The sequence below is a fragment of the Mesorhizobium sp. B3-1-6 genome (assembly GCF_006439555.1).
In the GTDB taxonomy this organism is placed as follows: Bacteria; Pseudomonadota; Alphaproteobacteria; order Rhizobiales; family Rhizobiaceae; genus Mesorhizobium.
Genome location: NZ_VFTM01000014.1, coordinates 124,826 through 145,610, shown reverse-complemented (window position 1 = coordinate 145,610; position 20,785 = coordinate 124,826). Strand labels below are relative to the sequence as shown.

At 64.8% G+C, this 20,785-nt stretch carries 15 protein-coding genes; 3 read left to right on the top strand and 12 right to left on the bottom strand.

Going from position 1 to position 20,785, the window contains the following annotated elements; genetic code table 11:
* The first annotated feature begins 210 nt into the window (after window positions 1–210).
* The 3 genes from FJ414_RS14940 to FJ414_RS14930 all read left to right on the top strand — a co-directional run bounded on the left by FJ414_RS14940 (window position 211) and on the right by FJ414_RS14930 (window position 5,497).
* Window positions 211–816 (top strand): TetR family transcriptional regulator, encoded by a 606-nt coding sequence (locus tag FJ414_RS14940; protein ID WP_140645136.1) that lies wholly within the window; start codon window positions 211–213, stop codon window positions 814–816.
* 53 nt (window positions 817–869) lie between these two features.
* Window positions 870–2,030 carry an efflux RND transporter periplasmic adaptor subunit gene (locus FJ414_RS14935; protein WP_140645135.1) on the top strand — a complete coding sequence of 387 codons (1,161 nt, stop codon included), beginning with the start codon at window positions 870–872 and terminating at the stop codon, window positions 2,028–2,030.
* A 314-nt stretch (window positions 2,031–2,344) separates the two neighbouring features.
* Entirely contained in the window at window positions 2,345–5,497 is a 3,153-nt protein-coding gene (locus FJ414_RS14930) for an efflux RND transporter permease subunit (protein WP_140645134.1), read from the top strand.
* Between the two features lie 168 nt (window positions 5,498–5,665).
* Here FJ414_RS14930 and FJ414_RS14925 read toward each other — a convergent pair whose 3' ends face one another.
* From FJ414_RS14925 to FJ414_RS14870, 12 genes are all read right to left on the bottom strand, one after another.
* Entirely contained in the window at window positions 5,666–7,375 is a 1,710-nt protein-coding gene (locus FJ414_RS14925; RefSeq protein ID WP_140645133.1) for an APC family permease, read from the bottom strand.
* A gap of 266 nt (window positions 7,376–7,641) precedes the next feature.
* Complete coding sequence (locus FJ414_RS14920; RefSeq protein ID WP_140645132.1) at window positions 7,642–10,011, bottom strand: aminomethyltransferase family protein; 2,370 nt, start codon at window positions 10,009–10,011, stop codon at window positions 7,642–7,644.
* A gap of 111 nt (window positions 10,012–10,122) precedes the next feature.
* Window positions 10,123–10,749 (bottom strand): sarcosine oxidase subunit gamma family protein, encoded by a 627-nt coding sequence (locus FJ414_RS14915; RefSeq protein ID WP_140645131.1) that lies wholly within the window; start codon window positions 10,747–10,749, stop codon window positions 10,123–10,125.
* Window positions 10,742–13,723 carry a sarcosine oxidase subunit alpha gene (locus FJ414_RS14910; RefSeq protein ID WP_140645130.1) on the bottom strand — a complete coding sequence of 994 codons (2,982 nt, stop codon included), beginning with the start codon at window positions 13,721–13,723 and terminating at the stop codon, window positions 10,742–10,744. The genes FJ414_RS14915 and FJ414_RS14910 overlap by 8 nt, the downstream gene beginning before the upstream one ends.
* Window positions 13,723–13,998, bottom strand: a complete 276-nt coding sequence (locus FJ414_RS14905; RefSeq protein WP_140645129.1) for a sarcosine oxidase subunit delta — start codon at window positions 13,996–13,998, stop codon at window positions 13,723–13,725. Before FJ414_RS14905 ends, FJ414_RS14910 begins: the two co-directional genes overlap by 1 nt.
* Window positions 13,999–14,071: 73 nt before the next feature.
* The gene (locus FJ414_RS14900) at window positions 14,072–15,325 is read right to left on the bottom strand and encodes a sarcosine oxidase subunit beta family protein (protein WP_140645128.1); all 1,254 of its coding nucleotides are present in this window, start codon (window positions 15,323–15,325) and stop codon (window positions 14,072–14,074) included.
* Window positions 15,326–15,360: 35 nt separating this feature from the next.
* Window positions 15,361–16,668 (bottom strand): type III glutamate--ammonia ligase, encoded by a 1,308-nt coding sequence (glnT, locus tag FJ414_RS14895; RefSeq protein ID WP_140645127.1) that lies wholly within the window; start codon window positions 16,666–16,668, stop codon window positions 15,361–15,363.
* Window positions 16,669–16,705: 37 nt separating this feature from the next.
* On the bottom strand, window positions 16,706–18,034 hold the full coding sequence (locus FJ414_RS14890) for an FMN-binding glutamate synthase family protein (RefSeq protein WP_140544190.1): 1,329 nt from the start codon (window positions 18,032–18,034) through the stop codon (window positions 16,706–16,708).
* A gap of 6 nt (window positions 18,035–18,040) precedes the next feature.
* Window positions 18,041–18,772, bottom strand: a complete 732-nt coding sequence (locus tag FJ414_RS14885; protein ID WP_140645126.1) for a GXGXG domain-containing protein — start codon at window positions 18,770–18,772, stop codon at window positions 18,041–18,043.
* 4 nt (window positions 18,773–18,776) lie between these two features.
* Window positions 18,777–19,673 carry a glutamine amidotransferase family protein gene (locus tag FJ414_RS14880; RefSeq protein ID WP_140645125.1) on the bottom strand — a complete coding sequence of 299 codons (897 nt, stop codon included), beginning with the start codon at window positions 19,671–19,673 and terminating at the stop codon, window positions 18,777–18,779.
* An 86-nt stretch (window positions 19,674–19,759) separates the two neighbouring features.
* A complete protein-coding gene (locus FJ414_RS14875) occupies window positions 19,760–20,089 on the bottom strand; it encodes a hypothetical protein (RefSeq protein WP_140645124.1) in 330 nt (109 codons plus the stop codon).
* A complete protein-coding gene (locus FJ414_RS14870) occupies window positions 20,086–20,775 on the bottom strand; it encodes a hypothetical protein (RefSeq protein WP_181181624.1) in 690 nt (229 codons plus the stop codon). Before FJ414_RS14870 ends, FJ414_RS14875 begins: the two co-directional genes overlap by 4 nt.
* Between the last annotated feature and the right edge of the window lie 10 nt (window positions 20,776–20,785).

Here is a 20,785-nt window from a genome sequence, read left to right as displayed (position 1 = left end):
CCTTGCGGGGGAGATGTCCGGCAGGACAGAGGGGGGTGCGAAGGATCGCTGCGCTTAAGAATAATCTCTTTCTCATCACACCGCAGACCCTCGCAACTGTCACCATCTGTCACCAATTATACGTGTACGTCGATTTCGCGTTGACTCCCCGTCGCCTTCGCTTTACGATTGACGAAAATTGAAATTCGTCACTCGTAAAACGAAAGCGCCATGTCAGAAGCCGCCAACATCGTGGCAGACCCCGCCAGACAGGAGAATGTGACGCGCATTCTCGACTGCGCCGAGCGCCTGTTCCGCCACTACGGCTACGGCAAGACCAACGTCGCCGACATCGCCCGCGAACTCGGCATGTCGCCGGCCAACATCTACCGCTTCTTTGCCTCCAAGGTCGAAATCCACCAGGCCGTCTGCGGCCGCATGCTCGGCGCCAGCTACAAGATGGCCTACGAGATCATGCACCTGCCGATCAGCGCCGAGGAGCGCCTGCGCCGCTACATCCATGCCCAGTACAAGATGACGCTGGAGGTCATGCTCGACCAGGAGAAGGTGCATGAGATGGTGATCGTCGCGCTGGAGCGCGATTGGGGCGTCATCGACAAGCATGTCAACAGCATCCACGACCTCTACGCCGAGGTGATCCGCGAGGGCATCGAGGCCGGCGAGTTCAGGGAGCAGGATCCCGAGACGGCTTCGCGCTGTTTCGGCGCCGCCACAGTCATTCTCTGCCATCCGCAGATGGTGGCGCAGTGCCTTGCCAAGACCAATCGGGCGATGCCCGACGAACTTATCGACTACGCCATCAGGGCCTTGAAATAGAAGCTGTCCGCCGGGTGCCGGCAGACGATCATCTCCAGTTCGGGAGTGCTAAGGTGTCATTGTCCAGTTCCATCCTCCGCAGGCTGCCGGCCGCCGGCCTCCCAAGCGCCGCCATCGTCGCAGCAGTGCTCAGCCTCGCCGGCTGCAGCCAGGAGAAGGCCGAGGTCGTCCAGGAAGTCGTCCGGCCGGTGAAGGTGGTCGAGATCGGCGAGGCGCAGACCACCCGTCAGCTTGATTATTCCGGTTCGGTACGCGCCCGCACCGAGATGAATCTCGGCTTCCGCATCGCCGGCAAGGTCACCGAGCGTCTGGTCGATATCGGCCAGCATGTGAATGAGGGCGACGTGCTCGCCCGCGTCGATCCTGCCGACTACGAATTGTCGGTGAAGAGCGCCGCGGCCAGCCTCGACGCCGCCGAGCGCCAGGTCGAGACCGTCGACCTCGCCAAGAAGCGCGCCGAGCAGCTCTACGCCAAGAATTTCGCGCCGAAGTCGCAGCTCGACCAGGCGCGGCTGACCTACGACCAGGCGGTGGCGACCCGCGATGCCGCCCGTTCGACGCTGGCTCAGGCGCAGAACCAGGTTCAATACGCCGATCTGAAGGCCAGCAAGAACGGCATCGTCACCGCCATCTCCGCTGATGTCGGCCAGGTGGTCGCCGCCGGCACGCCGGTGATGACCGTCGCGGTCGACGGCGAGAAGGAAGTGTCGATCGCGGTGCCGGAGATGGATATCGCAGGCTTCAAGCCCGGCAAGGAGGTCAAGGCGAACTTCTGGTCGGACGAAGGGCTCACCCTTGACGGCAAGGTCCGTGAAGTCGCCGGCAGCGCCGATCCGCAGTCGCGCACCTTCGCCGTCCGGGTTTCGCTCCCCAACGATCCGCGCGTGCTGCTCGGCATGACTGCCAATGTCCAGGCGACCGTCGGCAGCAAGGCGCAACTGGTATCGATCCCGCTGACCGCGATGACCGAGAAGGACGGCAAGCAGATCGTCTGGACGGTCGATCGCGCCTCCGACACGGTGCATCCCCGTCCGATCAAGGTCGCCAACTTCACCGCCGACGGCGTCGCCGTGGCCGACGGCCTGAAACAGGGCGACGTGGTGGTCGCGGCCGGCACCCAGTTCATGACCGAAAACCTGAAGGTCAAGCTTTCCGGCGACGCCCAGCAATCCGCCTCGGCGGATGACGTCGCGACCACCAGCAGCCTGCACTGATGCTTGTCGCCCAAAAGTGCGAAGCGGTTTTGGGACAACGACATGCATCGAACTAAGACCTGAAGTCAGGCGCAACAGACGCCTTTCCCGCTCTCGCTGCGTCAAGCCGCGAGCCGGGGAGGGCATGGGTTCCGGGCGGCGAACGCCCGATCGTGAGATGCCGGCATGTTGGCTCCCCCGCAGCAGTGCCGCGTCCAGCGCGATTTGCGAGTCTCTCTCCGCTTGAGGGGTCCCGCCGCCCGGAAGCCCACCGAACTTAGAAGCGGCATGCCAAGCGAGCGTGCCTTGCCGATCAATTGGACTGGACGTGTGCCATGACCACCACCGACAGCAGCACTGAAAAGCGGCCCTTCAACCTTTCGCGCTGGGCGATCGGACATCCGAGCATCGCCCGCTTCCTGTTCGGGCTGATCATCCTGGCCGGCGCGCTCGGCCTGATGCGCATGGGCCAGAAGGAAGACCCGGATTTCACCTTCCGCGTCATGGTGGTGCAGGCGGTCTGGCCCGGAGCCTCGATCCAGGACATGGAGGACCAGGTCGTCAACAAGATCGAGCGCAAGCTGCAGGAAACGCCGCATCTCGATTTCGTCCGCTCCTACACCCGCGCCGGCAGCGCCATCATCACCTTGCAGGTCAAGGGCGACACCAATGCCGAGGAAGTGAAAGATGCCTTCTACCAGGTGCGCAAGAAGGTCGGCGACATCGCCAATGAATTGCCGCAGGGCCTGCTCGGCCCCTATTTCAACGACGAGTTCGGCGACACTTTCATCACGCTGCATTCGATCAGCGGCGACGGCTTCACCTATCCGGAGCTGAAGAAATTCGCCATCCAGGCGCGCGACATGCTGTTGACGACGCCTGGCGTCGAAAAGGCCGTCATCATCGGCGACCAGCCGGAGAAGATCTATATCGACGTCTCGTCCAAGGCGCTGGCCGAGCGCGGCCTGACCATTGTCGACCTGCAGAACGCCGTGAAGGGGCAGAATGCCGTCGATCCGGCGGGCTCCGTCGACACCGGCCTGCGTTCGGTGCGCATCTCGGTCGAGGGCGACGTCACCAAGGCCGCCGACATCCGCGAGCTCAGGCTGCGCTCCGGCAGTCAGGTGACGCGCCTCGGCGACATCGCCACGGTCTCTTCCGGCCTTCAGGATCCTTACGACAACAAATACCTCTTCAACGGCCATGAGAGCGTCCAGCTCGGCGTCGTCATGGCCAAGGGTTTTAACGTCAGGGACGTCGGCAAGGATGTCGAGGCGACCTATCAGCGCTTCGAGGCGGGGCTGCCTTACGGCGTGTCGGTCGACCAGATCTCTGACCAGCCCCAGGTCGTCAAGGACGCGGTGAGCGAGTTCATGGAGGCGCTCGGCGAGGCACTGCTCATCGTGCTTGCAGTCTCGCTGCTGTCGATCGGTTGGCGCTCGGGCCTGGTGATCGCCATCGCCATCCCGCTGGTCCTGGCCGCCACCTTCGCCATCATGTACGAGATCGGTATCGATCTGCAGCGCATCTCGCTCGGCGCGCTCATCATCGCGCTCGGTCTTTTGGTCGACGACGCCATGATCGTCGTCGAGATGATGGAGCGAAAGCTCGAGGAAGGGCTGGTAAAGGTCGAGGCGGCAAGCTTCGCCTACACCTCGACCGCTTTCCCGATGCTGACCGGCACGCTGATCACCACGGCTGGCTTCATCCCGGTCGGCTTCGCCGCCTCGACCGCCGGCGAATATGTGCGCACGCTGTTCTATGTCGTCGGCATCGCGCTCGTCGTGTCGTGGTTCGTCGCGGTCTATTTCACGCCGTGGCTGGGCTACATGATCCTTAAGCAGCGCAAGCATGCCGGCACCCATCATGATGTCTTCGATACCGGCTTCTACCGCCGCCTGCGCGCGACCGTCGCCTGGGCCGTGCGCCACCGCATCATCGTTCTGGTGATGACGCTGGTCACCTTCGCCACCAGCCTCTGGGCCTTCCAATTCATCCCGCAGAACTTCTTCCCGCAATCCTCGCGCCCGGAAATCCTGGTCGACCTGTGGCTGCCGGAAGGCACCTCGATCAAGGAAGTCGAAAACCAGGCCAAGTCGTTTGAAGGCAAGATGGCGGACGATCCGGACAAGCGCTTCATCGCCACCTATATCGGCGAAGGGGCGCCCCGCTTCTTCCTGCCGCTCGACCAGCAGCTCCGCAACCCGAACTTCGCCCAGCTCCTGGTGATGGCCAAGGACGAGCCAGCGCGCGAGCGGCTGATCGTCAAGATGCGCAAGATCCTGGCGCAGGACTTCCCCTCGATCCGCGGCAAGGTCGACCGTCTCTTCCTCGGTCCGCCGACGGGCTGGCCGGTGCAGATGCGCGTCATGGGCCCGGACCGCAAGGAAGTGCGCCGCATCGCCGACGAGGTGAAGGCGAAGTTCCAGGCCAACCCGCTGCTCGGCGCCATCCATGACGACTGGCTGGAACCGGTGCCGGCGATGAAGCTGGTGATCGACCAGGATCGCGCTCGCGCCCTTGGCGTCACCTCGCAGCGCATCCGCCAGATGCTGCAGGCCACCATGTCCGGCGCGCCGCTCGACGACTTCCGCGACGGCGAGGAGACGGTCTCGATCGTCGCCCGCGAGCCGGACGCGACCCGCAAGCTGCTGTCCTCGGTCGACTCCGTCTACATCCCGACCGACTTCGGCGGCTCGGTGCCATTGTCGCAGGTGGCCAAGGTCGTGCCCGTCATGGAGCAAGGCACCGAATGGCGGCGCGACCGCCTGCCGACGATCAGCGTGCGCGCCACGCTGCCAGACGGCGTGCAGTCGAACGACGTCGTCACCAAGATGTACAACGACATGAAGGACCTGCGCGCCGGCCTGGCGCCCGGCTACAAGGTCGAAATCCAGGGCGGCGCCGAGGATTCGGCCGAGAGCCAGGCCTCGATCGCCGCCAAGGCGCCGATCATGCTCGCCATCATCGTCGTGCTCCTGATGGTCCAGCTGCAGCATTTCGGCAAATCGATGCTGGTGCTGGCCACTGGCCCGCTGGGCATCATCGGCGCCGCCGCTGCGCTGCTGATCAGCGGCGCGCCGTTCGGCTTCGTCGCCATCCTCGGCGTCATCGCGCTGCTCGGCATCATCATGCGCAACTCGATCATCCTGGTCGACCAGATCGACCAGGATATCGCGGCCGGCATGGAGCGATCGGAAGCGATCGTGGGTGCTGCCGTGCGCCGCTTCCGGCCGATCATGCTGACGGCGCTGACCGCCGTGCTGGCGCTGATCCCGATCTCGCGCGCCGTCTTCTGGGGGCCGCTCGCCTACGCCATGATGGGCGGCATCCTGGTCGCCACCGTGCTCACCATCCTGGTGCTGCCTGCCGGCTACGCCCTGTTCTTCGGCCGCGCGCCGAAAAAGGCCAAGACCGACGAGCAGGCGCCTGAGCCGGAGAAGATCGAAGGCATCGAACGGCCGCAGCTGGCCCTGGCCGCGGAATAAGGTGGCAACCTGGAATCATCTGCCATCGTCATCGGACGGTGGCGGATGATCTGCATGTACGGGCAACCACGTCTTGACGACGCCATGCGCCGGTCAGTCTTCGCTTACTGGCGCCAAATGAAATGAAACGGGCGCGCCGAGGCGCGCCCGTCTCTTTCAATTGCCATATTAGATGACGAACACCCAGTTGGCGATCAGCATCACCGCCACGCCGGCGATCAGCGTCAGGTAAGGCAGCATGCCCGCTTTCTTGACCGAGAGGTCGGCGCCCGCCATGCCGAGGTCGGCCAGCATGTGATCGGGGAACTTGCCCTTGTCCTGGATGTAGTGACGGAAGCAGAACACCGGGATGATCAGCGCCGCCGTGATCAGGCCGGCCCACAGCGCCATCGGGTTCCACACCTTGGCGCCGGCGCCCATGAAGATCGCGTTGACATAGGCGAAGATCGCGCCGATGCCGAGCAGCCAGGTCGGCGCCTTCCACGGCCGATTGATATGGCCATTGTCGATGCGGTGGATCCAGCCGGCATTGAGGTTGAGGAAGTTGAAGATGATGTAGCCGCAATTCGACACGGCGAGAATGAAGAAGAAGCTCGTCGCGTCGGCCGAGGCGATGGCCAGCACGATCAGGTTGAAGCAGAGGTCGGTCCACATGGCCCGCGTCGGCGCGCCATGCTCGTTGACATGGCTGAGATAGCGCGGCAGCCAGCCGTCGACCGAGCCCTGGTAGAGCGTGCGCGAAGAGCCGGCCATCGCCGTCATGATGCACAGCACCAGCGCCAGGATCATCAGCATCACCAGCAGGCTGTGGATCAGCTTGCCGCCGCCGACCATGCCGGCCAGCGCGTCGGCGACGCCCGAGCCGTCGACGATCGGTGTCGCCAGCATGCCGTTCAAGCCCAGCACGCCCTGGAAGGTAAAGGGTACCAGGATGAACAAGAGCATGCAGAGCAGGCCGGAGTAGAAGATCGCCTTGAAGGTATCGGTGCCGGGGTTCTTGAATTCCGACGTGTAGCAGACCGCGGTTTCGAAGCCGTAGGTCGACCATGCGGCGATGAACATGCCGCCGAGGGCAAGCGTCCAGCCGGCAATGTTCCACGAGCCGGGATCGGGCGCATAAGCGGCGGCCAGCGGCACCAGCGGCGAGAAATTCGCCCAGTCGATCTGGCCGGTGAAGATTGGCACGACGCCGACGATCAGCATCGGGATGATGACGAGCAGGCCGATATATTTCTGCACACTGGCCGTGCCGAGGATGCCGCGATGCTGGATCGAGAAGATGATCAGCATCAGTACCGCGCCGATGAAGAAGGTGGCGTTGAAGGTGAACGACACCGGGCCGAGCGTGTGGCCCCACAGCGACCATGTGCGGATCGCCGGTGTCGCGGCGGCCGTGGCCGCGGCGATCGCGTCGGCGGGTGCGGTTCCGGCATGCGCGGCGATATAGGCGATCACTTCCGGCGAGGTGTCGGTGAAGATCGGCACCGGCGCCAGCGCGTTGAGGATATAGGCGGCCGCGATCGAACAGCCGAGCGACAGCACCGGCGTCCAGGCGAACCAGTTGCACCACACCGACAGTGGCGCGATGAATTTCGAGTAGCGCAACCAGGCGGTAGCGCCGTAGATCGAGGCTCCGCCCGACTTGTTCGGAAACAGGCCGGCGATCTCGGCATAGGTGAAGGATTGCAGGAAACCCATGATCATGGACACTGTCCAGATCAGGAAGGCGAGCTTTCCGGTCGTCCCGGCAATGCCGCCGATCGAGAACAGGACCAGCGCTGGAACGCCGCTTGCCACCCAGAAGGCGCCACGCCAGTCGATATGCCTGAGCAGCTTGCTTTCGGCAGGCTGCTCGAGGGCCGTGCTTATCGTGCTCATATCTTGTGTCTTCCCCTTTTTGTTGTTCCCCGCCAGCGACGCTTCGGCTCTCGCGAAGCTTGCTCCCCGGCAAATCAGCGTCGACCCGTCGTGTTTCCACTCAGTCGTATTTTTTTCTTAAGAGTGAAGATTGATCCGGCGCGCTTTCGCGTCAAGCGTTTTGTGAATGTCATGCACATCACGCTTGCGAAACATTGACCCGACCGCCGCTGGTGGCGGCCGGCGAGGGCCGGATCCGCCTTGGGAGTCTTTCAGAAACCGGCTTTTTAGGAACGCGGTTTGGTCTTCTGCGGATCGTAATGGGCGAAGGCGACGACACGCGCCGGCAGCCGCTTGGCATGGCCGTCGAGCTTGCCGATCTCGACCTCCGTGCCGATCTCCGCGTGGGTGACGTCGAGCCGCGCCAGCGCGATGGTCTTGCCGAGCACCGGCGAACGCATGCCGGAGGTGACGACGCCGATCTGGGCGCGGCCGACATGGACGCAGTCGCCATGGCCGACCGCGACATTGGCGTCGATATCGAGCCCGACGAGCTTGTGCTGCGGGTGCTCCTTGCGCCGGATCAGCGCGTCGCGGCCGATGAAGTCGTCGGCCTTGGTCTTGAGCGGCACGGTGAAGCCGATGCCTGCCTCGAACGGATCGGTCTGGTCGGAAAATTCGTAACCGGCGAAGATCAGCCCGGCCTCGATGCGCACCATGTCGAGCGCCTGCAGGCCCATCGGCTTCAGCCCGTGCGGCTGCCCGGCTTCCCAGACGGCGTCGAACACCTTTTCGGCGTCGCGCGGATGGCACCAGATCTCGTAGCCGAGCTCGCCCGTATAGCCGGTGCGCGAGACCACGACCGGAATGCCGTTGCCGCCGCCGATGCGCGCGACCGCGAAACGGAACCATTCGAGCTCGCCGATCGAGGGCTGCACCGGCGAGGTCCAGACGACCTCCTTCAATATGTCGCGGCTCTTCGGTCCCTGCACGGCGATGTTGTGCATCTGGTCGGTGGAGGAGCGCACCAGCACGTTGAGGTCGAGTTTTTTTGCCGTCTCGCGCAGCCATTCGCCGGAAAGATCGTCGCCGCCGACCCAGCGGAAATTGTCCTTGCCGAGCCTGAGCAGCGTGCCGTCGTCGATCATGCCGCCATGCTCGTAACACATCGCCGTATAGACGACCTGGCCGACGCCGAGCTTCTTGACGTCGCGCGTCAGCGTGTATTGCAGCAGCGCTTCGGCATCCGGCCCGGTGACCTCGAACTTGCGCAGCGGCGACAGGTCCATGATCACGGCCGCCTGCCGGCAGGCCCAGTATTCGGCGATCGGACCTTCCTTGGCGAAGGAATTGGCGAGCCAATAGCCCCGGTATTCGACGAAGTCGCGCGTGTGTTTGGCAAAGCTCGAATGAAAGGCTGTCTCGCGGGTCATTTTCGGTTCCGAGTAGGGCTTCATGCGTCTGGCGATCGCTCGCGAGAATTTGTGCTGGCCGGAATAGCTGCGCACATGGATGTCGGTGAGGTCCCAGCCATTGGCGGGCGTCGTGTCGTCCGGGCAGGCCGAGGACACGCAGACGATGTCGGTGAGCGCCCTGAGCAGCACGTAGTCGCCCGGCCGCGACCACGGCTCGTCCGACGCCATCACGCCATGCGCGTCGATCGCCGTGTTGAAGAAGAAGTTGATCGCCATCCAGCCCGCGCGGGGCGTCACGCCTTTGTCCGACAGCGCCTTGTTGAAATTCTCAGAGCAGTTGGTGTGGCCGGGATAGCCGATATCGTCGTAATATTTGGCGGCGCAGGCGAGTGCGAAAGCGTCGTGCCGCCCGCATGTGTCCTGCACCACCTCGACCAGCGGCTCCATGTCCTGGTCGTAATATTTCGAATGCAGGCCGGGCATCGGATAGGCCGAGCCCATCAGCGTGCGGGTCGTCGTCACGTCGAGCGGCAGGTCGCGGTCCTTGTCCAGCTTGCGCGCCGAAAAACACTGGAAGTCGGTGCATTGCCGGCCATCGACATCGATGATTTGCAGATAGTCGCCGGCCTTGACGAAATAGGATTCGGCGGTCGCCGAATGCACTCTGAGATCGAGCACCGGATCGGCGAGCGGATCGGGAAGCTGCGACCTTGTCTTCAGCCGGATCGTGGCGCGGCGCACCAGGACGGTGAGCGGCGTCGCCGTGTTGTGGCCGTCGACCAGCATCGGCCCGCCCGGCGCCGCGATCAGCAGCGCGCCGTCGCGCTGGACGGAAAAGCTCTGCTCGGTGCCGGCTGGCGTGGCGCCGCCGAACACGCGCACGGCCTTTGGCTGGTCGAGCTCTACCTTGCGACGCTCGAGGCTGAGGCGCAGCGCCGAAAGGCTGTCGTCGCCCTCGGCGAGCAGCGCCTTGATGCCGGCTGCATTGCTGTTCGACCGTTCTCCGAAAATGCCGGGATCGGTCGTGCCGGATGTATCCCAGGCCAGAAGCTCGCAGGGCTGCCCACCCTCGACATTGGTCACGCTGACGCTGTCGCCGGCCTCGACGTCGATCAGCACCGCGCCGTTGCCCTGCACGGTATAGCGTTCCATCCCCGGCGGCAACGCGATCTGGCCGGGCCTCAGGATCAGGCTTGGACGGGGCGGTCCGGACAGGACGGCGGGGTAGGGCGACTGGCTCATCTCAAACCCTCCTCCGAGCGAGAAACAAGTTTGCCTGTGTGTAAAATTATTTTCGCTGAGAGAATAGCAGGGCGATGGCGTTTGGCAAGGCGAGAAGGGAAAGGCGTGTCGCTATGCCAACTCTTCGGAATGGTTGATCGTGACGCCATACTCGGCAGCCGAGTCCAGAATCGTGTGCCACAGGCTCTCCGCGAAGGTCGCGAACACCAGGAGATTGAACACGGCGCGTCCGTCCGCCAGGTCGTCACCGCGCCACAGCGTGACGCTGGTATGATCCATCGATGTGGCAGCCGCCGCGCCGACGCCGAACACATCCGGATGCAGATCGATCGACGACTGCTTCGCAAGCATCGCGCGCGCCTTCTCGCCAGAGACGCTGATCAGCGCCCGCGCATGCGACTGGTCGGACAGCGAGGCCGAGCCGGCAAAGACAGGCGCAAGCCCATCCATCGTGTACTTGCCGCCTTTGGACAGCACGAGGAACTGGCCGGGTCCCGACCAGATCAGTGTCGCGTCGGCCGCGTCGACCGCCCTGGGCGTTTCCGGCGCGGCAACGCCGAAGCGCGTCTTTGCGGCCTTCGCCATCTCGGCGGCCTTGCCGCGCCGCGCCATGACCTGCACGAGGTCGAAATTGCGGATCTCGGTCAGCGAAACGCCGGCTTCGCCTTGCGCGCCGTAAGCGCCGGCGACCAGCGCGCGGTCGAGCGGGCTGCGGACATCCCAGGAAAAATCAGCCACGCTGGCGCCCTCCATCCGGATCGTAGAAGACGGAATTGCAGAGCTCGACATCATAGTCCTCGCCGCGCAGCGGATCATGCGCCCGCACGATCTCGCCGATGCGCTCGCGGCCGCGCTCGACAAGGCCGAGCCCGATCCACTGGTCGAGCACCGGCGAGAAGCAGACCGAGGTGACATAGCCCTGGTCGTTGTCGGGGCCGGGGGTCTCGCCCTTCGGAATGATATGCGCGCCGGAGCGCAGACGGCGCGCCTTGTCGGTCGGCTTGATGCCGACGACCACCTGCCGGCTGGGCGCGACCAGCGCCTCGCGACCGGCCATGACGCGGCCGATGAAATCCTTCTTGGTCGACATCATCTTGCCCAGGCCGAGATCGCCCGCCGTGGTGGTGCCGTTGAGTTCCGGTCCGGCGACGTGGCCCTTTTCGATGCGCATCACGCCGAGCGCCTCGGTGCCGTAGGGCGTCACGCCAAACGGTTTTCCCGCGATCATCAGATTGCGCGCCATGGCCTCGCCGTAACGCGCCGGCACCGAAATCTCGAACGCCATCTCGCCGGAGAAGGAAATGCGGAACAGCCTTGCCTTCTGGCCGCCGCGCAGCTTGACCTCGCGCGCGCCCATGAACGGGAAGCCTTCGTTCGACAGGTCCTCGGCCGGATCGACGATCTCTTTGAGCAGGTCACGTGTCTTCGGCCCGGCGATCGAGAACTGCGCCCACTGGTCGGAGACCGAGGTCAGCTGCACGTCAAGTTCGGGGAACAGCACCTGCCGGCAGAATTCCAGGTGCTGCATCACCAGCCCGGCCTTCGCCGTGGTGGTGGTGAGGAAATAATGGTCCTCGGCCAAACGCGAGGTCGTGCCGTCGTCGTAGACGATGCCGTCTTCGCGCAGCATCAGCCCGTAACGCGCCTTGCCGACGGCGAGGCTGGAGAAGGCGTTGATGTAGACGCGGTCGAGGAAGGTGCCGGCGTCTGGCCCATGCACGTCGATCTTGCCGAGCGTCGAGACATCGCAGAAGCCGACGCCGTTGCGCACGGCCTTCACCTCGCGGGTGACCGATTCCAGCCAGTCCTTCTCGCCCGCGCGGGGGTACCACTGCGCGCGCTTCCAAAGGCCGGTGTCGACAAACACTGCGCCCTGTTCGGCCGCCCAGTGATGCGAGGGCGTCAGCCGGGTCGCATGGAAATTCTCGTCGCGGTGGTGGCCGGCAAAGGCGCCGATGGCGACCGGCACGTAAGGCGGCCGGTAGATCGTCGTGCCGGTCTCGGGAATGGATTTGCCGCTGACCGCGGCCATGATGGCGAGGCCGGCGACATTCGACGTCTTGCCCTGGTCGGTCGCCATGCCGAGCGTCGTGTAGCGCTTCAGGTGCTCGACCGATTGAAAACCCTCGCGCTGCGCCAGCTCGACATCGGAAGCGGTAACGTCGTGCTGCTGGTCGACGAAGGCCTTGCCCTTGCCGGCGACATGCCAGAGCGGGGTGATCGAAAAGGCTTCGTCGTCGGCGACCGGCATCGATCCGATATTGCCGCTGCGTCCGGCATCGCGTGCCGCGGCAGCGCCGGCTTCAAACCCTTCGCGCAGGCAGGCGCCAAGTCCGAAAGCGCCGTTGGCCGCGCCCGCCGCGACCATGCCGGGCGGCGCGCCGTCCGGCACGAAGGCGGCTATGTCGTCGCGCCATTTCGGCCGGCCGCGATGATAGGAGGTGAGCCCGACCGCCGGGTTCCAACCGCCGGACACGCCTAGCCCGTCCGCCTCGACCTCGGCTCGCGCGCCGCCGGTCAGCGCGACGGAAATCTTGCGCACGCCGCCCTTGCCGCCATCGACGCCGCTGACGGCGCCGTGCAGCACTGGGAAGCCGCCCTTGCTGGCCAGCGAGCGATGCGCCGGCGAAACGTCCGGCCGCGCATCGATCACCGCCGCGACCTGCAGTCCGGCGGCGATCGCCGTTTCGGCCGTGCGCCAGCCATCCTCGTTGTTGGTGAACAGCGCGATCCGCCGGGACGGCGTGGCGGCGTAGCGGTTGATGTAGCTGCGCATGGCCGACGCCATCATCACGCCGGGCGTGTCGTTGCCGGCAAAGACGATCGGACGTTCGATCGATCCGGCCGCGACCACGCAGCGCTTGGCCACGATGCGCCACAGCCGCTGGCGCACCTGATGTTCCGGCGGCACCGGCAGATGGTCATTGACGCGCTCGATCGCACCATAGGTGCCACCGTCATAGACGCCGAACAAAGTCGTGCGCGTCATGACGCGCACATCCGGCATCGCCGCCAGTTCGGTGACCGCGCGGGCGACCCATTCGGCGGCCGGCAATCCGTCGATCGTGCCGCCATCGGCGAGCAGGCGGCCGCCGAGGACGAAATCCTCTTCGCACAGGATGACGCGCGCGCCGCAGCGCGCGGCGGCAAGGGCAGCCGCCAGGCCCGCCGGGCCAGAACCGGCGATCACCACGTCGCAATGCGCCCAGGCCTTGTCATAGTGGTCGGGGTCGGAAACCTGCGCTGCGCGGCCGAGACCGGCGGCGCGCCGGATCGCAGGCTCGTAGATCGCCTCCCAGAACTTCGCCGGCCACATGAAGGTCTTGTAGTAGAAGCCGGCGACGAAGATCGGCGCGAACAGCTGGTTGACCGACATCACGTCGAAATTGAGCGACGGCCAGCGGTTCTGGCTGGCTGCCTCGAGGCCCTCATAGAGTTCGGCCGTCGTCGCCTTGGTGTTCGCCTCGCGCCTTGCGCCGCTGCGCAATTCGACCAGCGCGTTCGGCTCTTCCGAGCCCGCCGTCAGGATGCCGCGTGGGCGGTGATACTTGAACGAGCGGCCGACGAGCTTGACGCCGTTGGCGACCAGCGCGGACGCCAGCGTGTCACCCTTGAAGCCCGAGAATGTCTTGCCGTCGAAGCGAAAGCTGAGCGGGGCCGAGCGGTCGATAAGACCGCCATTGTTCAGCCGGTTTGCCTGATTGCCGCGCATCACGCACCAACCTTGGAGGCACCGGCGCCCGCCGCCGGCTCGACGGCCGAAATCTCATGCGTCAGCGTGTTGCGGATGACCTTCAGCCAGGCCCGGCAGCCGCCGCCATGGTACCAGTGCTCGCTCATCACGCCGGCGACGTTGTCGCGCAGGTAGACGTAATCGTAGACGGCGTCCTCGCCGGCATCGGCCGCGGGACGTTGCGGCTTGGCGTCGCCGAGATAGGTGAACTCGCCGAGTTCGCGTTCGCCGCAGAAGGGACAGGTAATGCGCATCGGTTTCCGGCTGTCCTCAGAGCATGATGCCAAAAAGTGTGGAGCGGTTTTTGGATAACATCATGCTCTATCTCTAATGCAGGTTCGGTTGGGCGCCCTGGCCCTTCTCGTCGATCATGGCGCCGCGCTGGAAGCGGTCGAGGCGGAAAAGCGCGGCTTCCTTGTGCGATTGATCGCGGGCGATGAGGTGGGCGAAGACCAAGCCCGAGCCGGGCGTCGCCTTGAAGCCGCCATAGCACCAGCCGGCATTGATGTAGAGGCCGTCCACCGGGCTCTTGTCGATGATCGGCGAGCCATCCATCGACATGTCCATGATGCCGCCCCACTGACGTAAGAGCCGCACACGGCCGATCATCGGGATCAGCGCCATGCCGCCCTCGCAGACATCTTCGACCACCGGCAGATTGCCGCGCTGGGCATAGGAATTGTAGCCGTCGATGTCGCCGCCGAAGACCAGCCCGCCCTTGTCCGACTGGCTGACATAGAAGTGTCCGGCGCCGAAGGTCATGACGCCGGGGATGAGCGGCTTGATCGCTTCGGAGACGAAGGCCTGCAGCACATGGCTTTCGATCGGCAGGCGAAGACCTGCCATAGCCGCGACCCGTGACGAGGAGCCGGCCACCGCCATGCCGACCTTGCCGGCGCCGATCTTGCCGCGCGAGGTCTCGACGCCGGTGACCTTGCCGTTGGCGTCGCGCGTGAAGCCGGTAACCTCGCAATTCTGGATGATGTCGACGCCGAGTTCGCTCGCCGCATGCGCGTAGCCCCACACGACCGCATCGTGTCGAGCCGTGCCGCCGCGCCGCTGCAGCAGTCCGCCCTGTACGGGGAAGCGCGCATTGTCGAAATTCAGGAACGGCAGCGTCTTGCGCAGCGCCGCCTGGTCGAGCAGTTCGGCGTCGATGCCGTTGATGCGCATGGTGTTGCCGCGCCGGGCGAAAGCATCGCGCTGCGCGTCGGAGTGATAGAGGTTGAGCACGCCGCGCTGGCTGACCATCGCGTTATAGTTGAGGTCCTGCTCCATCCGCTCCCACAGCTTCATCGACAATTCGTAGAAGCCGGTGTTGCCGGGAAGGCCGTAATTGGAGCGGATGATGGTGGTGTTGCGGCCGGCATTGCCGGAGCCGATCCAGCCCTTTTCCAGCACCGCGACATTGCGGATGCCGAACTCGCTGGCGAGGAACCAGGCGGTGGCGAGGCCGTGGCCGCCGCCGCCGATGATCACCACGTCATAGCGGTCCTTGGGCGCTGCGTCGCGCCAGGTCGGCTGCCAGTTCTTGTGGCCGGAAAGGGCGGCGCGGGCGAGCGAGAAGATCGAATATTTCATCAGTTCATTCCGAGGTCGCTCGCACCGCCGAGATATCAGATATCCAGCGTGTGGTCGCGCTCCCACTGCGTGAAGTGCGAAGCATAGGAATTCCATTCCTGCTGCTTCAGCTTTAGATATGCCGACGAGAATTCCTCACCCAGCGCCGCCTTGAGCGATTTGTCCTTGTCGAATTCGCGCAGCGCATCGAGCAGGTTGAGCGGCAGTTTCGGCGCGTCCGTAACGGTATGGCCGAGCTGATACATGTCGATGTCGTAGCGCTTGCCGGGGTCGGCCTTCGAGCGGATGCCGTCGAGGCCGGCAGCGATGATGACGGCCTGCAGCAAATACGGATTGGCGGCGCCGTCCGGCAGGCGCAATTCGAAACGGCCAGGCCCGGGCACGCGCACCATGTGCGTGCGGTTGTTGCCGGTCCAGGTCACCGTGTTCGGCGCCCAGGTCGCGCCCGAAATGGTGCGCGGCGCGTTGATGCGCTTGTAGGAATTGACCGTCGGGTTGGTGATCGCGGCAAGCGCGGAGGCATGCTTCATGATGCCGCCGAGGAAGTTCCTGCCCTTGGCAGACAGGCCGAGCTCTTCCGAATTGTCGGCAAAGACATTGGTCTTGCCGGTCTCGTCCCACACCGAGATGTGCGCATGGCAGCCATTGCCGGTCAGGCCCTGGAAGGGCTTGGGCATGAACGTCGCGCGCAAGCCGTGCTTTTCGGCGATCGACTTGACCATGAACTTGAAGAAGGAGTGCTTGTCGGCGGTCGCCAGCGCGTGATCGAACATCCAGTTCATCTCGAACTGGCCGTTGGCGTCCTCATGGTCGTTCTGGTACGGGCCCCAGCCCAGCGCCAGCATATGGTCGCAGATCTCGGCGATGACGTCGTAGCGCCGCATCACCGCCTGCTGGTCGTAGCAGGGTTTCGAGGCTGTATCGTATTCGTCGGAGATCGCCTTGCCGTCGGGCGAGATCAGGAAGAACTCGGCCTCGACGCCGGTCTTGACATGCATGCCGTCGCGGGCGGCTTCGTCGATCAGCCGCTTCAGCGTGTTGCGCGGCGCCTGGTCGACCTCTTTGTCGTCCATGATGCAGTTGGCGGCTACCCAGGCGACATCCTTCTTCCACGGTAGTTGGATGACCGAAGCCGGATCCGGCACCGCCAGCATGTCCGGATGCGCCGGCGTCAGGTCGAGCCATGTGGCGAAGCCGGCAAATCCTGCGCCGTCCTTCTGCATGTCGGCGATCGCCTGCGCCGGTACCAGCTTGGCACGCTGCCCGCTGAACAGGTCGGTGTAGGAGATCATGAAATATTTGACGCCGTTCTCCTTGGCGAATGCGGCGAGATCGTTCCCCATTATGTAGTTCCTCGCTTATGTGTCTTGGAAGTTTGTCCTAGAAGCCGTTCTTCCCCGGTATCCAGTTGGTACCGGCTAAAGGCACGCCGGCCATGGCGGCGGCTTCGATCGAGAGCGCGACGAGATCCTCGGGCTCGAGATTGTGCAGACTATTCTTGCCGCAGGCGCGGGCAATCGTCTGCGCTTCGAGCGTCATCACCTTGAGGTAGTTCGCCAGCCGCCGTCCGGCCGCGATCGGGTCGACCCGCTTCATCAGCTCGGGATCCTGCGTGGTGATGCCGGCCGGATCGCGACCCTCGTGCCAGTCGTCATAGGCGCCGGCCGTGGTGCCGAGCGCACTGTACTCCGCCTCCCAGCGGGGATCATTGTCGCCAAGCGCGACCAGTGCCGCCGTTCCGATCGACACCGCGTCGACGCCGAGCGCCAGCGCCTTGGCGACATCGGCGCCATTACGGATGCCGCCCGAGACAATGAGCTGCACCTTGCGGTGCATGCCGAGGTCCTGCAGCGCCTGTACCGCCGGCCGGATGCAGGCAAGCGTCGGCTGGCCGACATTCTCGATGAACACTTCCTGGGTGGCAGCCGTGCCGCCCTGCATGCCGTCGACCACCACGACATCGGCGCCGGCCTTCACCGCGAGCGCGGTGTCATAGTAGGGGCGGGCGCCGCCGACCTTGACGTAGATCGGCTTTTCCCAGTCGGTGATCTCGCGCAGCTCGAGGATCTTGATCTCGAGATCGTCCGGCCCGGTCCAGTCGGGATGGCGCGAGGCCGAGCGCTGGTCGATGCCCTTGGGCAGCGTGCGCATCTCGGCGACGCGGTCCGAAATCTTCTGGCCGAGCAGCATGCCGCCGCCGCCGGGCTTGGCGCCCTGGCCGACGACCACTTCGATGGCGTCGGCGCGGCGCAGGTCGCGCGGATTCATGCCGTAGCGCGAGGGCAGGTACTGATAGACCAGCGTCTTCGAATGCCCGCGTTCTTCCTCGGTCATGCCGCCGTCACCGGTCGTGGTCGAGGTGCCGGAAAGCGTGGCGCCGCGTCCGAGCGCCTCCTTGGCCGGGCCGGAAAGCGATCCGAAACTCATGCCGGCGATGGTGATCGGGATCTTCAGCTCGATCGGCTTCCTGGCATGGCGCGAGCCGAGCACCACCGAGGTGTCGCAGCGCTCGCGATAGCCTTCGAGCGGATAGCGCGAGATCGAGGCGCCGAGGAAAAGCAGATCGTCGAAATGCGGCAGCTTGCGTTTGGCGCCGGCGCCGCGGATGTCATAAATGCCGGTTGCTGCCGCGCGGCGGATTTCGGAAAGCGTGTAGTCGTCGAAGGTCGCGGATTTGCGCGGCGTCGTCGGCGGGTTGCGGTAGGTCATCTTGCCTCAATACGCGTCGGCGTTATCGATGTTGAAATTGTAGAGTTTGCGGGCCGAGCCGTAGCGCTTGAACTCCGAGGCCTTGACGCCGGTCACGCCGGCCTTGTCGAGCAGGGCCTGCAGCAATTCGATATGCTCGGACCGCATCTCCTTGGCGATGCAGTCGGCGCCGAGGCTCTCCACCTTGCCGCGCACGAAGAGCCGCGCCTCGTAGATGGAATCGCCCAGCGCGTCGCCGGCATCGCCCAGCACCACGAGGTTGCCGGACTGCGCCATGAAGGCCGACATGTGGCCGATATTGCCGTGCACGACGATGTCGATGCCTTTCATCGAAATGCCGCAGCGCGACGAGGCGTTGCCCTCGATGACGAGAAGACCGCCGCGGCCGGTGGCGCCGGCATACTGGCTGGCGTCGCCCTTGATGACGATCGAGCCTGACATCATGTTCTCGCCGACGCCGGGACCGGCAGAGCCGTGCACGGTGATCGCGGCGCCGTCATTCATGCCGGCGCAGTAATAGCCGACGCTGCCGCGCACATCGATGCTGACCGGCTGGTCGACGCCGACCGCCACCGAGTGGCTGCCTTTCGGGTTGAGCACTTCCCAGGCGGTCTCGTTCGAGCCGGGCGTGAGCTTGTGCAGCGCCTGGTTCAGTTCGCGCAGCGACTGTTGCGAGAGGTCGAAGACCCTCGCATGGCTCTGATCCCGCTCGGCTTTCGACATTATGGTTGCCGGCATCGGCTCAGTGCTCCCAGAAATAAACGGTTGCGGGCTCGGGCTCCCAGACCCGCGCATTGTCGATGCCGGGCAGCTTGGTCAGCGCGCGATATTCGGAGCCGAAGGCGACATACTGGTCGGTCTCGGCCATGACGGCGGGCTTGCAGGCGATCGGATCGCGCACCACGCCGAAGCCGTTCTTGGTGCCGACGACGAAGGTGAAGAAGCCGTCGAGGTCGGAGAGCGTGCCTTCCAGCGCCTCGCCGAGATTCTTGCCGTGCGCCATGCGGTTGGACAGATAGGCGGCCGCCACTTCGGTGTCGTTCTCGGTCTCGAAGGTCATGCCGTCGCGGATCAGTTCGCGGCGCACATTGTTGTGGTTGGACAGCGACCCATTGTGCACCAGGCACTGGTCGGCGCCGGTCGAGAACGGATGCGCCCCCATCGTCGTCACCGCCGATTCCGTCGCCATGCGGGTGTGGCCGATGCCGTGGGTGCCGGTCATGGAGCGCACGTCGAAGCGATCGACGACGGCTTCCGGCAGGCCGACTTCCTTGTAAATCTCCACCGCTTCGCCGGCGCCCATGATGCGGATGTCGGGCCGCAGCGTCTGCAGCGCCTCGCGCGCGGCGTCGACCTTGTCAGGCGCGGTACGGATGACGGCGTGGGTGGATTTCGTGGCAAGGCTGACGGGAGCGCCGATCGCCTTGGCGAGCTCGACATCGAGGCCGCGGAAATCGCGCTCCGGCTTGGCCGACTGGATGGTGATCTTGGCTTCATTCTTGGAAGGGGCGCCATAGATGGCGATGCCGGCACTGTCCGGGCCGCGGTCGCTGAGCGACACCAGCATCTCCGACAGCATCGCGCCGAGCTTCGGCTCCAGCGCCTTGTCCTTCAAGAAAAGTCCGACGATTCCGCACATGCCAGCCTCCGGCGTTTTTTGGCTCTCAGATGATGTACCCAATGAGTTGGCCAAATTCAATTGGTATGAAAGAAATTTTCCTGTCGTTATATATTCGACGGCACATCACCCTTGGCACTATCGCCGTCCGGACGCGCCTTGTGAACCCAGATCGCGTGGCGGATGCGCGCGATCCTGTAGGCGTCGACGATCGAGAGGGCATAGATCAGGAAACCGCCGGCATGGCGGCCGATGAAGCCGGCTTCGGCCGGCGCCAGCTTGGTCGTTATCCAACCAAGGATCACCATGAAGAACAGGAACTGCAGGCCGCGCGCCGGCATGCCGAGCATGACATGGCCGCTTGCCGGCAAAACGATCGCCGCGCCGAGCACGAGATACGGATTGGCCGGGGCGGAGGAAGCGGTTTCGTCGGTCATGCTGCCTGCCTTTCGCGCCGGTTGATGGCTTCGCGCAGGCCCGAGGCCACCGCGAGCAGGCGTTCGATCAAGGCAGGATCGATCCTGGTATCGCCGAACGCCGCCTGCCGGAACACGCCGTAGCGGGCGCGCTCGGCCTCCGCCAGCAGCCAGACGATGCGCACGCCGTTCGGCGTGACCAGCAATTCCTTGGCGCGGCTTTCGGCAAAAATGCCGGTATGCGCGGCGATCAGGTCCTGCGGGAAAGCGACGCCCTTGCGGTCCGTCCTGAGCACTGCGTCGGCGGGAAAGCCGAGCACCTTCGGCAGCGTGTGAGCAAGATGATCGAAATTGGAGAAAGTCGTCGCCGAATTCGGCCGCATCATCATGTCGAACGTACCCGGCACCGCGACCGGCTCGGTAATCGAAACGCTGAGCCAGCGTGTCGGCAGCTTTCGTGTCGCCAGCGTGTCGACGATGGTGCGCAGCTGGACGCGCTGACCGTTCCAGGAACCGGCCCAGGTGACGACGCCGGCCGTGCCGTCGGAAATGTCGGCGGCGTCCGCAATGACGCTGCGGACGCTGGCCGTATCGGCGGCCAAGGCTGCCTTCGCCCTGTCGCGGCCGGCACGCGCCAGCCAGGCGATATGGACGACGACGCCCAGTGCGATCACCCCGGTAAGCAATACTGACGTCAGCTCGGACATCGCGACACGC

Bases quoted from the DNA above. Each gene is read 5' to 3' on its own strand.
- FJ414_RS14890 (WP_140544190.1), bottom strand. From the start codon at position 18,034: ATGACCTACCGCAACCCGCCGACGACGCCGCGCAAATCCGCGACCTTC.
- FJ414_RS14925 (WP_140645133.1), bottom strand. From the start codon at position 7,375: ATGAGCACGATAAGCACGGCCCTCGAGCAGCCTGCCGAAAGCAAGCTG.
- glnT (WP_140645127.1), bottom strand. From the start codon at position 16,668: ATGGGGAACGATCTCGCCGCATTCGCCAAGGAGAACGGCGTCAAATAT.
- FJ414_RS14930 (WP_140645134.1), top strand. From the start codon at position 2,345: ATGACCACCACCGACAGCAGCACTGAAAAGCGGCCCTTCAACCTTTCG.
- FJ414_RS14870 (WP_181181624.1), bottom strand. From the start codon at position 20,775: ATGTCCGAGCTGACGTCAGTATTGCTTACCGGGGTGATCGCACTGGGC.
- FJ414_RS14885 (WP_140645126.1), bottom strand. From the start codon at position 18,772: ATGCCGGCAACCATAATGTCGAAAGCCGAGCGGGATCAGAGCCATGCG.
- FJ414_RS14875 (WP_140645124.1), bottom strand. From the start codon at position 20,089: ATGACCGACGAAACCGCTTCCTCCGCCCCGGCCAATCCGTATCTCGTG.
- FJ414_RS14900 (WP_140645128.1), bottom strand. From the start codon at position 15,325: ATGAAATATTCGATCTTCTCGCTCGCCCGCGCCGCCCTTTCCGGCCAC.
- FJ414_RS14880 (WP_140645125.1), bottom strand. From the start codon at position 19,673: ATGTGCGGAATCGTCGGACTTTTCTTGAAGGACAAGGCGCTGGAGCCG.
- FJ414_RS14920 (WP_140645132.1), bottom strand. From the start codon at position 10,011: ATGAGCCAGTCGCCCTACCCCGCCGTCCTGTCCGGACCGCCCCGTCCA.
- FJ414_RS14910 (WP_140645130.1), bottom strand. From the start codon at position 13,723: ATGCGCGGCAATCAGGCAAACCGGCTGAACAATGGCGGTCTTATCGAC.
- FJ414_RS14940 (WP_140645136.1), top strand. From the start codon at position 211: ATGTCAGAAGCCGCCAACATCGTGGCAGACCCCGCCAGACAGGAGAAT.
- FJ414_RS14905 (WP_140645129.1), bottom strand. From the start codon at position 13,998: ATGCGCATTACCTGTCCCTTCTGCGGCGAACGCGAACTCGGCGAGTTC.